The sequence below is a fragment of the Citrobacter sp. RHBSTW-00944 genome, from assembly GCF_013615435.1.
Lineage (GTDB): Bacteria > Pseudomonadota > Gammaproteobacteria > Enterobacterales > Enterobacteriaceae > Citrobacter > Citrobacter braakii.
The window spans coordinates 862,205-877,017 of sequence record NZ_CP055418.1 but is presented as its reverse complement, the minus strand read 5'-3'; the positions used below and the strand labels follow the sequence as shown (position 1 = coordinate 877,017).

The 14,813-nt window shown below is 53.7% G+C and carries 13 protein-coding genes; 1 reads left to right on the top strand and 12 read right to left on the bottom strand.

The genetic code is table 11. The features are described from left to right. The first annotated feature begins 9 nt into the window (after positions 1-9). Entirely contained in the window at positions 10-204 is a 195-nt protein-coding gene (yacG, locus tag HV334_RS04110; protein ID WP_016151704.1) for a DNA gyrase inhibitor YacG, read from the top strand. A gap of 88 nt (positions 205-292) precedes the next feature. Here the strand turns inward: yacG and mutT are convergent, their stop codons facing one another. From mutT to murD, 12 genes are all read right to left on the bottom strand, one after another. Next, on the bottom strand, positions 293-682 hold the full coding sequence (mutT, locus tag HV334_RS04105) for an 8-oxo-dGTP diphosphatase MutT (protein WP_046275370.1): 390 nt from the start codon (positions 680-682) through the stop codon (positions 293-295). 56 nt (positions 683-738) lie between these two features. After that, positions 739-3,444 carry a preprotein translocase subunit SecA gene (secA, locus tag HV334_RS04100; RefSeq protein WP_016151702.1) on the bottom strand — a complete coding sequence of 902 codons (2,706 nt, stop codon included), beginning with the start codon at positions 3,442-3,444 and terminating at the stop codon, positions 739-741. A gap of 60 nt (positions 3,445-3,504) precedes the next feature. Then, on the bottom strand, positions 3,505-4,011 hold the full coding sequence (secM, locus tag HV334_RS04095) for a secA translation cis-regulator SecM (RefSeq protein ID WP_016151701.1): 507 nt from the start codon (positions 4,009-4,011) through the stop codon (positions 3,505-3,507). 286 nt (positions 4,012-4,297) lie between these two features. Next, positions 4,298-5,215, bottom strand: a complete 918-nt coding sequence (gene lpxC, locus HV334_RS04090; RefSeq protein ID WP_016151700.1) for a UDP-3-O-acyl-N-acetylglucosamine deacetylase — start codon at positions 5,213-5,215, stop codon at positions 4,298-4,300. A 100-nt stretch (positions 5,216-5,315) separates the two neighbouring features. Further along, positions 5,316-6,467, bottom strand: a complete 1,152-nt coding sequence (gene ftsZ / locus HV334_RS04085; RefSeq protein WP_003018753.1) for a cell division protein FtsZ — start codon at positions 6,465-6,467, stop codon at positions 5,316-5,318. Positions 6,468-6,653: 186 nt separating this feature from the next. Beyond that, the gene (gene ftsA, locus HV334_RS04080) at positions 6,654-7,916 is read right to left on the bottom strand and encodes a cell division protein FtsA (RefSeq protein WP_003018755.1); all 1,263 of its coding nucleotides are present in this window, start codon (positions 7,914-7,916) and stop codon (positions 6,654-6,656) included. Continuing rightward, positions 7,913-8,746 carry a cell division protein FtsQ gene (gene ftsQ, locus HV334_RS04075; RefSeq protein ID WP_003018758.1) on the bottom strand — a complete coding sequence of 278 codons (834 nt, stop codon included), beginning with the start codon at positions 8,744-8,746 and terminating at the stop codon, positions 7,913-7,915. The genes ftsA and ftsQ overlap by 4 nt, the downstream gene beginning before the upstream one ends. A 1-nt stretch (position 8,747) precedes the next feature. Then, positions 8,748-9,668: a D-alanine--D-alanine ligase gene (locus HV334_RS04070; protein WP_016151699.1), complete on the bottom strand. Its 921-nt coding sequence runs from the start codon at positions 9,666-9,668 to the stop codon at positions 8,748-8,750. Continuing rightward, positions 9,661-11,136, bottom strand: coding sequence for a UDP-N-acetylmuramate--L-alanine ligase (gene murC / locus HV334_RS04065; RefSeq protein ID WP_016151698.1), 1,476 nt, complete (start codon positions 11,134-11,136; stop codon positions 9,661-9,663). The genes HV334_RS04070 and murC overlap by 8 nt, the downstream gene beginning before the upstream one ends. Positions 11,137-11,187: 51 nt before the next feature. Continuing rightward, a complete protein-coding gene (murG, locus tag HV334_RS04060; protein ID WP_019078373.1) occupies positions 11,188-12,255 on the bottom strand; it encodes an undecaprenyldiphospho-muramoylpentapeptide beta-N-acetylglucosaminyltransferase in 1,068 nt (355 codons plus the stop codon). After that, entirely contained in the window at positions 12,252-13,496 is a 1,245-nt protein-coding gene (ftsW, locus tag HV334_RS04055; protein ID WP_016151696.1) for a cell division protein FtsW, read from the bottom strand. The genes murG and ftsW overlap by 4 nt, the downstream gene beginning before the upstream one ends. Further along, a complete protein-coding gene (gene murD / locus HV334_RS04050; protein WP_016151695.1) occupies positions 13,496-14,812 on the bottom strand; it encodes a UDP-N-acetylmuramoyl-L-alanine--D-glutamate ligase in 1,317 nt (438 codons plus the stop codon). Before murD ends, ftsW begins: the two co-directional genes overlap by 1 nt. Position 14,813: the final 1 nt, after the last annotated feature.

Genomic DNA, 14,813 nt, shown 5'->3' with positions numbered 1-14,813 from the left:
GGAGTCAACATGTCTGAACAAACCATCGTCAACTGCCCAACCTGCGGCAAACCCGTAGTGTGGGGTGAAGTCAGCCCGTTTCGCCCATTCTGCAGCAAGCGCTGCCAGTTAATCGATCTGGGTGAGTGGGCCGCAGAAGAGAAACGTATCCCAAGCTCTGGTGATCTGTCGGAAAACGACGACTGGAGTGAAGAGCAGAAGTAATTCAGCTAAAACGTAAGGCGGGCAAGCGTAGCGACCCCGCCCTAATTTGCCGGATGGTGGGGTTGCCTAATCCGGCCTACGAACACCTTTATCCAGCAATCAGCTTTTCAATTACCGGCGCATTCGCAGGCGGAAAATCTTCTGCATTCAGAGCATCTTGCGCAATCCACTGCGCCGGTTGCCCCTCTTTCCCCCACGGTTCGCCTTCCCAGCTTTCAACCAGCCAGAACCACAGAGTGATATGCCGGTCCGGAAACTGGTACTCCAGCTTTTCGAACAGTGAGCTTTGAGTCGGCGTAATGCCTACTTCTTCCTGTAACTCGCGAATCAGCGCCTGCTCCGGCGTTTCGCCCGCTTCAATTTTCCCGCCGGGGAACTCCAGCTTATTGGCCATGTGGGCATCAGCCGCACGCTGGGTTATAAAAATTTCATGGTGCTGGTTGCGAATAATCCCGACAGCGATCTGCAGTATTTTCATCTTTATCGTCCATAAAAAAGGCGCAGAATTCTGCGCCTTTTCAGTAAGTTATTTTCTTAACTCAGGCGGCCATGGCACTGTTTGTACTTTTTGCCGGAACCGCAAGGACACGGATCGTTACGACCCACTTTACGATCGCCAGTTTGTGCTGCCAGCTCTTCTGCCGCGGCAGAATCGTCACCCTTATGGCTCAACTGCTGCATCTGCGCTAAACGTTCAGCGTCTTCACGACGTTGCTGCTCCATCGCTTCTACTTCTTCAGGCATACGTACCTGAACTTTGCTCAGGGTACTGATCACTTCGTACTTCAGTGATTCCAGCATTGATGCAAACATAGAGAAGGATTCACGCTTGTATTCCTGCTTCGGATCTTTTTGCGCATAACCACGCAGGTGGATACCCTGACGCAGGTAATCCATCGCCGCAAGGTGCTCTTTCCACAGAGAATCGAGAGTTTGCAGCATCACGCCTTTTTCGAAGTGACGCATCATCTCCGCGCCCACAACTTCTTCTTTACGCTGATAAACTTCGATGGCGTTTGCCAGAATACGTTCGCGCAGCGTTTCCTCATGCAGCTCAGGCTCTTTATCCAGCCACTCTGAAATAGGCATTTCCAGATCGAAGTCGTTTTTCAGACGTTCCTGCAGACCCGGGATATCCCACATTTCTTCCAGAGACTGCGGCGGAATATAGGCATCAATCGTCGCTTTGAAGACATCCTCACGGATGCTATTAATGGTTTCGCTAACGTCAGTTACGTCCAGCAGTTCGTTACGCTGGGTGTAGATTGCGCGACGCTGGTCATTGGCAACGTCATCATATTCCAGCAGTTGCTTACGAATATCGAAGTTGCGGCTTTCTACTTTACGCTGCGCGTTTGCAATCGCTTTAGTCACCCACGGGTGTTCAATCGCTTCACCAGGCTTCATGCCCAGTTTACGCATCATGCCGGACACGCGGTCAGAAGCAAAAATACGCATCAGCGCATCTTCCATCGACAGATAGAAACGAGAAGACCCCGCATCCCCCTGACGACCAGAACGACCACGCAGCTGGTTATCTATACGACGAGATTCGTGACGCTCGGTACCGATAATATGTAAACCACCTGCTGCTAACACCGCATCATGGCGAACCTGCCACTCGGCTTTGATCTGCGCGATTTGTTCTGGAGTCGGGTCCTCCAGCTCGGCAATTTCCGCTTGCCAGCTACCTCCCAGCACGATATCGGTACCACGACCTGCCATGTTTGTCGCGATAGTCACGGCGGACGGATAACCCGCCTGGGCGACGATTGCGGCTTCGTTGGCGTGGAACTTGGCGTTCAGAACGTTGTGTTTGATACCCGCCTTGTTCAGCTCATTAGAAACCACTTCCGATTTTTCAATAGAGATAGTACCAACCAGCACCGGCTGGCCATTTGCGGTACGCTCTTTAATATCTTCAATGATCGCCTGAATTTTTTCCGCTTCAGTCATGTACACCAGATCCGGTAAATCCTTACGGATCATCGGGCGGTTGGTCGGCACAACAACGGTATCCAGTTTGTAGATGGAGCTGAATTCAAAGGCTTCAGTATCTGCTGTACCGGTCATACCGGCCAGTTTTTCGTACAAACGGAAGTAGTTCTGGAAGGTAATGGATGCCAGCGTCTGGTTCTCGTTTTGGATATCTACGCCTTCTTTGGCTTCAACAGCCTGGTGCAGACCATCGGACCAGCGGCGGCCCTGCATGGTACGACCGGTGTGTTCGTCGACGATGATAACTTCGCCGTCTTTCACGATATAGTCAACGTCGCGGGTAAACAGCACGTGCGCGCGCAGTGCAGCAGTCACGTGGTGCATCAGCATAATGTTGCCCGGAGAGTACAGCGACTCGCCCTCATCCATAATGCCTTCGTTAACCAACAGCTCTTCAATCAGTACCAGACCACGTTCGGTCAGGTTGACCTGGCGCGCTTTCTCATCAACAGAGAAGTGGCCTTCCCCCTGGAACGTGTCGGAATCGTCCTTCTCCTGACGAATCAGGTGCGGGATGATTTTGTTCACTTTTTTATACATTTCCGAGCTGTCTTCAGCCGGACCGGAAATGATCAGCGGCGTACGCGCTTCATCGATCAGGATGGAGTCGACTTCATCGACCAGCGCATAGTGCAGTTTACGCTGAACGCGCTCTTCCGGACTAAACGCCATGTTGTCGCGCAGGTAGTCAAAGCCGTATTCGTTGTTGGTACCGTAAGTAATATCGGCATTGTAGGCTTCACGCTTGGCTGGCGCAGGCAGGCCAGACATGTTGATACCCACGGTCATGCCGAGGAATTCAAACAGCGGGCGGTTATTTTCGGCGTCACGCTGAGCCAGGTAGTCGTTCACGGTAACCACGTGTACACCTTTCCCGCTTAAGGCGTTGAGGTAGGCTGGCAGCGTTGCGGTCAGGGTTTTACCTTCACCGGTACGCATTTCCGCGATGCAGCGATCGTTAAGCACCATACCACCCAGCAGCTGTACGTCGAAATGACGCATGCCGAACACACGCTTACTCGCTTCGCGGACCACCGCGAAGGCTTCCGGGATCAGGCTTTCAACGCTGGCGCCTTTTTCCAGACGGGCGCGGAATTCAGCGGTCTTCGCTTTCAGTTCATCATCGGAGAGTTTTTCCATCTCCGGTTCCATTGCATTGATGACATTGACCACTTTACGCATACGACGCAGCGTACGCTCGTTACGGCTACCGAATACTTTTGTTAATAATTTGATTAGCATAATAAAATCTCAAACGCCCCGCGGTGCGGAGTCAAAAATTATAAGTTGGAAGGTTCTTTTTTAGCTGAGGCGTTGAGGGCCAGCGCGGATACCCTGCAGCTGGCTGATCCAGACCGGAACGCTAAATGCGGCCTGAGAGGTAAAATGGGCATATGTCACGCGACTCACGGCCGCGGGCGGTCTGCCTTCTTGCGTCAGCATCGCACTGAGCGTATTCAGTAACGCAAGATGGTGCGCCTGGATTGGCAACGGCTCTTCGGCAACAGGCAGCGCCTGAGGAGCCATAGCAAAAGAAAGATGGCGAATGACCGTACGAATGGCATGCTGATGCCAGTAGTCAACGGTAAAGTTCGGGCGGCGATTGGTCGCCTCCAGCAAAGCAAGCTGGCTAAAGTTAACTTTGGCAGATTGATCGTGATTGCTAGCGGTCGCCTTCGCGGGAGTATTAGGTTCAGCAGCATTACCGAGCGCAGGCAGGCCAAAGCTAGCCGCGACCATCCCCAACAGGAGATGCGGCCAGAAGTACCGTCTGCCTAACTGTCGCCAACGCGTCAGTATTCCACTCACGTTATTGCCACCTGATATACCCTGCGTTTGGGGTTACAAATGCAAAACCATTTTTTTTGCGCATAAATATTACCATTAAAGCGTACGCTCCACAGCAGTAATGACAGCAAGTCGCGGGTAAATATGCTTAAGAAAGCAGCGATCGAACGGTGTTTTAATCTGTCGGTGGGGAAAAAGTCGCTTCAGATAAGGTGGTTTTGCAATCGGAAGATAAAAAAACGACTGGCTCACCTGGCCGGAGAGAGTGCCAGATTTACCAGTCGAATTTATGCGACAGCGTATGTCGTTATGCCAGTACAGTCGAAGGTGCTTTGAACGCCAACGGCAGTTCTGCATCGTCCTGGAAGGTCACATATTCCCAGGCTTCCTGTTTTGCCAGGACTGCCTGCAATAGTTTGTTATTCAGTGCATGACCGGATTTAAACGCGGTGAATGCACCAATAATGTTGTGACCACACATGAACAAGTCACCAATCGCGTCGAGCATTTTGTGACGAACGAATTCGTCTTCAAAACGCAGGCCGTCTTCGTTCAATACGCGATAATCGTCAACAACGATGGCACAATCGAAGCTGCCGCCCAGGCACAGGCCGCGGGACTGCAGATATTCGATATCACGCATGAAGCCGAAAGTACGCGCGCGGCTGATCTGGCGCATGAACGCATCCGCAGAGAAGTTCATCGCGTAGCGCTGCGTGCTGGAGTCGATCGCCGGATGGTTAAAGTCGATGGTGAAATCCAACGTAAAACCATTATACGGCTTAAACTCAGCCCACTTATCGCCATCTTCGACACGAACGGTCTCTTTGATGCGAACAAATTTTTTGGCGCTGCTCAGTTCTTCAATACCTGCATCAAGCAGCAGGTAAACGAACGGAGCGGCACTGCCATCCATAATCGGGATTTCCGGGGCGTTAACTTCAATAACGATGTTATCGATACCTAAGCCCGCCAGAGCAGCATTAAGGTGCTCTACGGTTGAAATCCGCACATCATGCTCATTGACCAGACACGTACAGAGCATGGTATCACGCACAGATTTGGCATCGGCCGGGAAATCTACCGGAGGATTCAAGTCGGTGCGACGATAGATGACCCCGGTGTTGGCCGGCGCAGGGCGTAATGTCAGGGTGACTTTTTTGCCGGTATGCAAACCGACGCCAGTCGCCTGAACGATACGTTTAAGAGTCCTTTGTTTGATCATCGTATAATCTCGCCAAATTACCTATCCAACCGAAGTGTACTATACATTCGGTGGGCCAGTTTAGCACAAAGAGCCACAATTCCCAAATTCCAGCTAATTCTTAATCAGCTTGCTTACGCAGGAATGCAGGGATATCCAGATAATCCGGCTCTTTCGTGGTTTGCGGCGTATTGTCGTTAACCACTTTCGCTACAGGTTTCTGCTCTTGCGTCAACGGCGCCATACCGTGCTGCTGGTAACGATCCATTACCGGCTGCTGTACCTGTTTGTTGGTCACCAGAGTGATTTCAGGACGCTTGTCCATACCAATTCCAGTCGCAACAACGGTCACGCGCAGTTCGTCGTTCATATCCGGGTCCAGAGAGGTACCGATAACCACAGTCGCGTTATCCGATGCAAAGGCACGAATCGTGTTACCCACGGTTTCGAACTCATCCAGACGCAGGTCGAAGCCCGCAGTAATGTTAACCAGCACACCGCGCGCGCCGGACAGATCGATATCTTCCAGCAGCGGAGAAGAGATAGCCATTTCAGCCGCTTCTTCTGCACGGTCTTCACCGCTCGCCACGCCAGAACCCATCATCGCGTAGCCCATTTCGGACATCACGGTGCGCACGTCTGCAAAGTCGACGTTCATCAGGCCCGGACGAGTAATCAGTTCAGCGATACCCTGGACTGCGCCTTTCAGCACGTCGTTCGCTGCGCCAAATGCATCCAGCAGGGAGATACCACGGCCCAGTACTTTCAGCAGTTTGTCGTTCGGGATAGTGATCAGAGAGTCCACGTGTTTGGACAGTTCGGTGATACCCTGCTCCGCGAATGCCATACGCTTCTTGCCTTCAAAGTTGAAAGGCTTAGTCACGACAGCAACGGTCAGGATACCTAAATCTTTTGCGACTTCAGCTACCACTGGCGCTGCACCGGTACCGGTACCGCCGCCCATGCCAGCTGCGATAAACACCATGTCTGCGCCGTCAAGCGCTGCGCGCAGAGCTTCGCGATCTTCGTCTGCCGCATTACGACCGACTTCCGGGTTTGCACCCGCGCCCAGACCTTTGGTGATGCCGCTACCAATCTGAATGGTCTGTCCAACCGCCGTTTTACGCAACGCCTGAGCGTCGGTATTCACCGCGAAGAATTCAACACCTTCGATGCGCTCACGCACCATGTGTTCAACGGCATTACCGCCGCCGCCACCGACGCCGATGACTTTAATCACCGCGTCGTTGGTTAGTTCCATAGGTTCAAACATAGTTTCTCTCTCCGTTTTACACTTCATCCTTCAAGCCGCCTCGTTGTTGGCTGCCTTCACTCACTCCCGTGACATAGTAAACTATGCTCCAGGAGATTCGCTCAGTTGCCGCCGCGATGCAACTTGAATGACTTTGTGTAGTGCCTGTCGCCTGAGACCGTTAATTTGCGTCGGTCTCTTTAAAAATTAAAACTCTTTACGTAACCAGCTATTCAGTCGCTTGATCCACGATCCGACCGAGGCAGTTACGCGCTTTTCTACTTCAGCCTCACCACTTAAATGGGATTCTTTCCCGTAGTGCAGCAGCCCTACCGCCGTTGAATAATACGGCTCCTGGGCATAATCCGTCAGACCGGTAATATTCAGCGGTGCGCCAATACGTACTTGTGTATGGAACACACGCTGTGCGCAGGCCGCAAGACCTTCAATTTGCGCAGCGCCGCCGGTTAACACAATCCCCGCCGCCAGATGATGTTTCACACCCTGCTGGCGAAGCTGTTCTTGTAATTGCAAAATTTCTTCGTTGACCAGGTTGAGCAGCTCGGTATAACGCGGCTCAATGACCTCTGCCAGAGTCTGACGTTGCAGGCTACGCGGCGGACGACCACCAACGCTTGGCACTTCAACGCTCTCGTCTTTACCCACGATGGAACCCAGTGCGCAGCCATGACGCACTTTGATGGCTTCAGCATCGCTCGGCGGCGTACCAAAGGCATACGCGATATCGCTGGTCACGACATTCCCTGCATAAGGGATAACTTTAGTGTGGCGCAACGCCCCGCCAGTATAAACGGCGATGTCCATTGTACCACCACCAATATCCACCACGCAGACACCCAGTTCACGTTCATCTTCCGTCAATACGGAATAACTGGCTGCCAACCCGGCAAAAATCAGTTGGTCAACTTTCAGACCACAACGTTCAACGGCTTTGACAATATTCTTCGCCATGTCGTTGTGGCAGGTAATAAGATGGACTTTTGCCTGCATACGCACACCGGAAAGACCGACCGGATTTTTGATACCTTCCTGGTAGTCGATGGCGTATTCCTGCGGGATGACGTGCAGAACACGATGTTCATCGCGAACGCGTACGGATTTTGCCGTATGTACCACGTTTTCCACATCTTCCTGCGTCACTTCCTCTTCGGAAATGGGCACCATACCAATTTCATTCTGACAGCTAATATGTTTACCGGAAAGCGCCAGATACACTGAAGAGATCTGGCAATCTGCCATCAGTTCAGCCTGGTCAATGGCGCGCTGTACGCACTTCACCACTGACTCAAGGTCATTCACCCCGCCTTTATCCATACCTCGCGATGGGCAACTGCCCACGCCAATGATATTGACCATACCGTCGGGCAGAACTTCCCCTACTAAAGCGGCTACCTTCGCGGTGCCAATCTCCAGTCCAACTACCAGTTTTCTGTCCGTCGCCTTGATCATTGTTGTTCTGCCTGTGCCTGATTCTGTTGCTGATTAGATTCCTCAGGAGGCAAGGGAACCCAGCCTACTGCCGCTCCTGAGTCATAACGCAAATCAACGTAGCTAATCCGTTTGCCATCGGTTTGCGCCTGCTGCTGTAAAACCGGGTAGAGTTCCACAAAGCGAGCCAAACGTTTTATCGTATCGCCCCTGCCCAGATTTAGCTTAATATCGTTATTCAGCGTCAACTGCCAGGAACGACGAGCGGTCATTGCCGCTTCCTTCAGGGTGAATCTGTCCTTAGCCAGCACCTGCCCCATATCGCGGAACCCTTGCAGCACTTCACTTGCGCTGCCTTCCGGTCCGTACAACATAGGTAATACCTGCTTATTGGCCCGACCGGTTGGGACACTGAAGGTATTTCCTTCGGCATCCACCATATGTTGGTCATTCCAACGCGCTATTGGCACATATTCAACCAGATGAATCTTCAATTCATCAGGCCATTGCTTTCTGACGCTCGCCTGTTTGATCCAGGGGAGGCGTTCAATCTGACTCTGGATGATATTCACATCCTGAGTCATAAATGTTCCCGGAGCGCCCAGCGCCAGGATGGACTGACGGATATCATCATTGCGCGTGTAATGCCGTTCGCCGGTTAACACCAGTTTTGACAATGGCAGGCGCTGCGCATCTTCCATCCATCCCAACACTACCCAGCCGCTGACAAACACGGTGCACAGCACTGTCAGCAGGAACAGTATTCCTGCAAGACGCGTTCCATTATTGCGGCGTGAGGAGTTTACTTCTTCTTCATCACCGTTTCGCGTGTTCAGCGCAGCCTGCGACATATCAGTCCGCCAACTCCAGAATTCTTACCACCAACTGCGAGAAGCTCAGGCCCGCCTGACGCGCTGCCATCGGCACCAGGCTGTGGCTGGTCATACCCGGAGAGGTATTCGCTTCCAGCAGATAAAACTGGCCATCGCTGTCCAGCATGACGTCAATGCGACCCCAACCTTTACAGCCCAATGCAGTCCACGCTTTCAGGACTAATTCCTGTAAAAAGGCTTCTTGTTCGACTTCCAGACCAGCAGGGCAGAAATATTGTGTCTCATCAGAGAGATACTTCGCCTCATAATCATAGAAGGTTCCCGCGGGTTGGATACGTATTGACGGTAAAATTTCTTCGCCAAGTATCGCAACTGTAAATTCCGGGCCACTGAGCCATTTTTCAATCAGTACTTCTTCATCATGCTGAAAAGCCAATGCTAATGCACCCTGCAAAGCATTTTCTTCTTCAACTTTTGACATCCCTACACTGGAACCTTCACGGCTTGGCTTTACAATCAGCGGCAAGCCTAACGCAGAAATTTTTGTAACTGCTTCATCGCTAAGACCTTTTTCGAACTCAGCGCGGGTCAGCGCAACCCATGGGGCGACGGGTAAACCTGCGCCCTGCCACAGCAGCTTGCTGCGCAGTTTGTCCATGGAAATCGCGGAAGCCATGACGCCGCTGCCGGTATACGGCAGGCCAATCAGCTCCAGCATGCCCTGCAATGTGCCATCTTCACCGCCACGACCATGCAGCGCAATAAACACCTTCTGAAACCCCATAGATTTCAGAAGAGTGACATCGACCTCTTTAGGGTCAACCGGATGGGCATCTACACCACCTTCGCGTAACCCTGCCAATACGGCCGCGCCTGAATTCAGCGATACTTCACGCTCAGCGGAGGTTCCCCCTAACAGGACCGCGATTTTATCAGCCATGTTGTTCTTCCTCCGGGTTTTGCGGCTTCAGTTTGATTTCAGCTAAGGAACGCGCGATTTTGCCGATATTTCCAGCGCCCTGCACCAAAATCAGATCGTTGCCGGTTAATACGGGTGCCAGCATTTCTGCCACCTGGGCCGGATCGGATACCAGAATCGGATCGATCTTACCGCGGCCACGAATCGTACGGCACAACGAGCGGCTGTCGGCACCCGGAATCGCAGCTTCGCCCGCGGCATACACATCCAGCATCAACAGCGCATCGACCTGGGTCAGCACGTTAGCAAAGTCGTCGTACAGATCGCGTGTACGCGTAAACCGGTGCGGCTGGAACAGCATCACCAGGTTTTTGTCCGGCCAGCCCGCGCGCGCGGCTTTAATCGTGGCGTCCACTTCCGTTGGGTGGTGGCCATAGTCATCAACCAGCATCGCGGTCCCGGCTTTACCGTTCACCGGCTCAAGCGGGAATTCGCCGAGGAAGTCAAAACGACGTCCGGTACCCTGGAAACTTTCCAGCGCGCGCAGAATAGCGTCGTCTTCAATACCTTCTTCCGTCGCGACCGCCACTGCCGCCGCCGCGTTCAGTGCATTGTGACGACCCGGCGCGTTTAACGTAACACGTAAATCGGCCATCCCCTGACGCACCAGCGTGAAGTGTCCTTGTGGACCAATCTGCTGGTAATCTTCAACGCGCACATCGGCATCATCACTGAAACCATAGGTTGTGGTTTGACGGCCAACTCGCGGTAACAGTTCGCGGATAACCGGATCGTCAACGCACATCACCGCACGACCATAAAACGGCAAGTTATGCAGGAAATTAATAAACGTCTGCTTTAAATTTTCGAAGTCGCCATGGTAGGTATCCATGTGGTCAGCTTCGATATTGGTGACAATCGCCACCATCGGCTGCAAATGTAGGAACGACGCGTCGCTCTCATCCGCTTCAGCAATCAAATAACGGCTATGACCCAGGCGCGCATGCACGCCTGCAGCCTTCACCAGACCGCCGTTGACAAAAGTGGGATCCAGACCCGCTTCCGCGTAGATGCTGGAGACCATTGCCGTAGTCGTGGTTTTACCGTGCGTCCCGGCAATAGCAATACCGTGACGAAAACGCATTAACTCCGCCAGCATTTCAGCACGACGAATCACCGGAATACGTGCTTCATGCGCTGCAACAATTTCCGGGTTATCCGCAGAAATAGCGCTGGATACCACCACCACGCTCGCATCGCGCACGTTTTCCGGGCGATGGTTGAAAAAAATCGTGGCACCCAGATTCGTCAACTGCTGCGTCACAGGATTCGGCGCTAAGTCAGAACCGCTGATCTGATAACCTTCATTGGCCAAAACTTCGGCAATACCGCCCATACCAGCACCACCGATGCCGACAAAGTGAATGTGCCGAACGCGACGCATTTCGGGCACGATGGAACGCAGTTTTGCCAGTTGTTGTGTATTCATTCTTTAGCCATTAACTTCTTAGTTCATGCGATGCAAAAGGCATCACCACAATTACGCCCGGGCAGCCCGGCTCACTTCATTTGCAACGCGCTCTGTGGCATCCGGTATGGATGCGGCGCGCGCACGTTCTGCCATGGTTAATAACGTTTCTCGCGACCACCCGGCAAGGGTGCTGGCGACGGCATCCACAGTAAACTGCGGCTGCTCCAGAATTTTGGCGGCGCCCGCTTTCTCCAGCGGCAGCGCATTCCAATACTGCTGTCTGTCTTTGTGCTGGAACGGCACAAACAGCGCAGGCAAACCTGCGGCGGCAATTTCGCTCACCGTCAGCGCGCCTGAGCGACAAACCACGACATCAGCCCACGCGTAGGCCGCTGCCATATCATCAATAAACTCAGTGACCTTGTGCTGCGGTTGTCCCGCGTCGGCATACGCCTGTTCAACGGTCTGCTGCGCGCCTTTGCCGCTCTGATGCCAGATAGTCACCGCGCCGCCAAGCTTTGCGGCAACCTGCGGCATCGTCTGGTTCAGTACGCGTGCACCCTGAGATCCCCCGACGACCAACACACGAACCGGACCTTCACGCCCGGCCAGACGCACTTTTGGCAACGGCAGCGCCAGCACGTCAGTGCGCACCGGGTTGCCCACCACTTCCGCATTCGGGAAAGCGCCAGGAAAAGCCTGCATCACCGTAGTGGCAATCTTCGCCAGCCATTTGTTAGTTAATCCCGCAATGCCGTTCTGCTCATGCAGTACAACCGGAATACCTAATGACCAGGCCGCCAGACCGCCAGGGCCAGACACGTAGCCGCCCATACCCAGCACCACATCGGGTTTAAACTGCTTCATGATGGCGCGCGCCTGACGCCAGGCATTAAAAATACGCACAGGTGCGGCAAGCAGCGCATTGACGCCTTTACCACGCAAACCGGAGATACGAATAAAGTCAATTTCAATGCCGTGTTTCGGCACTAAGTCCGCTTCCATACGATCGGCGGTGCCCAGCCAACGAACCTGCCAGCCCTGGGCCATTAAATGGTGCGCGACCGCCAGCCCCGGGAATACATGCCCGCCGGTACCGCCTGCCATCACCATTAACCGCTTCGGTTGACCACTCATCGTGCACCTCGTGTAAACGCCTGGGCTTTTTCCAGACGCGTTTCATAATCAATACGTAACAAAAACATGATGGCCGTCGACATAATCAACAAACTTGAACCACCATAACTGATCAGCGGCAGCGTCAGACCTTTGGTTGGCAGCATACCCGCCGCCGCACCGACGTTTACCAGTGCCTGGAAGCTAAACCAGATCCCGATTGAGCAGGCTAAAAAGCCTGAAAAACGGTGGTCAATTTCCAACGCCTTACGGCCAATCGACATCGCGCGAAAAGCGACGAAGAATACCATTAAAAGTGCCAATACCACACCGATATAACCCAGTTCTTCCCCAATGATGGCGAAGATGAAGTCGGTGTGCGCTTCTGGTAAATACTCCAGTTTTTGGACTGAATTACCTAAGCCCTGCCCCCAAACCTCACCGCGACCAAAGGCCATCAGGGATTGCGTCAGCTGGTAGCCACTGCCGAACGGATCTTCCCATGGGTTCCAGAAGGAGGTTACGCGGCGAATACGATACGGTTCGGCAAGGATCAGCAGCACGACCGCTGAAATCCCCATGCCGATAATGGCAATGAACTGCCACAGTTTCGCTCCGGCGAGAAACAGCATCGCCAGAGTAGTGACGAACAGCACCACCACCGTACCAAGGTCAGGCTGTGCCAGCAGTAAAATAGCCAGCACCAGGATCACACCCATCGGTTTTAAGAAACCGCGCAGGTTGTTACGCACTTCATCAACTTTACGCACCAGGTAGTTGGCGAGGTAACAGAACAGCGACAGCTTAGTAAATTCCGCAGGCTGAATACGCAGCGGCCCCAGCGCAATCCAGCGCGACGCCCCGTTAACGGAGCTACCCACCACCAGCACAATCAGCAGCATGATGATCGAGGCTATCAGCATCGTCGTACTGTACTTTTGCCAGAACTCCATCGGCAGACGCAGCGTCACCATCGCCAGGCAGAAGGCGAGGAAGATGTACAGTGCGTCACGCTTAGCAAACAGGAAAGGATCGCCCGCCAGGCGTTGCCCTACGGGCATCGATGCCGATGTCACCATCACAAAACCGATCGCTGCCAGACCAAAGGTCAACCACAGCAGCATGCGGTCATACATGATCAGGCTGTCCGCGTCTTTATCACGCGAAGCCATCACCCAGCCTTTAAGTGCCGCGAAGACCCACGCCAGGATACCCAGTCCCGGTAAGCGCGGCATTCTCAGACGAGGGAGAGATAAGCGCATCAACCCAACTCCTTCGCCAGACGGGTAAATACGTCACCGCGTTGCTCAAAGTTCTTGAACTGGTCGAGGCTGGCGCAGGCGGGCGACAGCAGCACCATATCGCCCGACTTCACGCGCGGTGCGAGCAGACGCATTGCCTGCTCCATGGTTTCAGTTTGTTCCGTAACGTCAGGTCGCAGAGCGGCAAGCTGCGCGCCATCGCGACCAAAGCAATACAGACGAATGTTGTCGCCGGTCAGGTATCGTTGCAGCGGCGTAAAGTCAGCGGATTTCCCGTCTCCCCCCAGCAACAGGTGCAACGTACCGTCAACGTGCAGGCCATTCAGCGCGGCTTCAGTGCTGCCGACGTTGGTGGCTTTAGAATCGTTAATCCAGCGCACGCCGTTGTGCTCAAGCACAGTCTGGAAACGGTGCGCCAGACCGGTAAACGTGGTGAGCGCTTTCAGGCTCGACGCCCGCGGCAGACCCGCAGCATCCGCCAGCGCCAGCGCAGCCAGGGCGTTGGTATAGTTATGCTGACCGGAAAGCGTCATCTCTTTCACGTTAAGAACTTTTTCACCCTTCACTCGCAGCCAGGTTTCGCCCTGCTGACGGTTCAGGTGATAGTCACCCATGTTGATGCCAAAGCTCACGCAACGCTCATCCGCCCCGCGAACCGGCATGGTCAGCGCATCATCAGCGTTGACCACACACACTTTCGCGTTTTCATAGACGCGCAGTTTGGCCGCACGGTACTGCTGCAAGCCAAACGGATATCTGTCCATATGGTCTTCGGTGACGTTCAAAATGGTAGCGGCTACGGCTTGTAAGCTGGAGGTCGTTTCCAGTTGGAAGCTCGACAGTTCCAGAACATACAGCTCACGTTCGTCATCCAGCAGCATCAGCGCGGGCAGGCCAATATTACCGCCAACCCCCACGTTCACACCGGCCGCTTTCGCCATCTCACCTACCAGCGTAGTGACTGTACTTTTCCCGTTGGAACCGGTGATCGCGACGATCGGTGCCTGTGCTTCGCGACAGAACAGCTCAATGTCGCCGACAATTTCAATTCCCGCATCTGCGGCGGCGCTCAACGAAGGATGCGCCAGGGCAATACCAGGGCTGGCGACAATAAGATCAGCGGCCAGCAGCCAGTCATCATTCAGACTGCCAACATGACGCTCAACCGCTTCCGGTAATTTGTCCAGGCCCGGCGGCGTCGCGCGGGTATCCATTACGCGCGGCGTCACGCCACGCGCCAGGAAGAAATCCACGCAGGACAGCCCAGTCAAACCCAGACCGATAATGACGACTTTTTTACCCTGGTAATCAGCCATG

What these genes read in the sequence shown, in the direction of transcription:
- yacG (WP_016151704.1), top strand. Translation starts at nt 10, where the DNA reads ATGTCTGAACAAACCATCGTCAACTGCCCAACCTGCGGCAAACCCGTA.
- mutT (WP_046275370.1), bottom strand. Translation starts at nt 682, where the DNA reads ATGAAAATACTGCAGATCGCTGTCGGGATTATTCGCAACCAGCACCAT.
- secA (WP_016151702.1), bottom strand. Translation starts at nt 3,444, where the DNA reads ATGCTAATCAAATTATTAACAAAAGTATTCGGTAGCCGTAACGAGCGT.
- lpxC (WP_016151700.1), bottom strand. Translation starts at nt 5,215, where the DNA reads ATGATCAAACAAAGGACTCTTAAACGTATCGTTCAGGCGACTGGCGTC.
- ftsZ (WP_003018753.1), bottom strand. Translation starts at nt 6,467, where the DNA reads ATGTTTGAACCTATGGAACTAACCAACGACGCGGTGATTAAAGTCATC.
- ftsA (WP_003018755.1), bottom strand. Translation starts at nt 7,916, where the DNA reads ATGATCAAGGCGACGGACAGAAAACTGGTAGTTGGACTGGAGATTGGC.
- ftsQ (WP_003018758.1), bottom strand. Translation starts at nt 8,746, where the DNA reads ATGTCGCAGGCTGCGCTGAACACGCGAAACGGTGATGAAGAAGAAGTA.
- HV334_RS04070 (WP_016151699.1), bottom strand. Translation starts at nt 9,668, where the DNA reads ATGGCTGATAAAATCGCGGTCCTGTTAGGGGGAACCTCCGCTGAGCGT.
- murC (WP_016151698.1), bottom strand. Translation starts at nt 11,136, where the DNA reads ATGAATACACAACAACTGGCAAAACTGCGTTCCATCGTGCCCGAAATG.
- murG (WP_019078373.1), bottom strand. Translation starts at nt 12,255, where the DNA reads ATGAGTGGTCAACCGAAGCGGTTAATGGTGATGGCAGGCGGTACCGGC.
- ftsW (WP_016151696.1), bottom strand. Translation starts at nt 13,496, where the DNA reads ATGCGCTTATCTCTCCCTCGTCTGAGAATGCCGCGCTTACCGGGACTG.
- murD (WP_016151695.1), bottom strand. Translation starts at nt 14,812, where the DNA reads ATGGCTGATTACCAGGGTAAAAAAGTCGTCATTATCGGTCTGGGTTTG.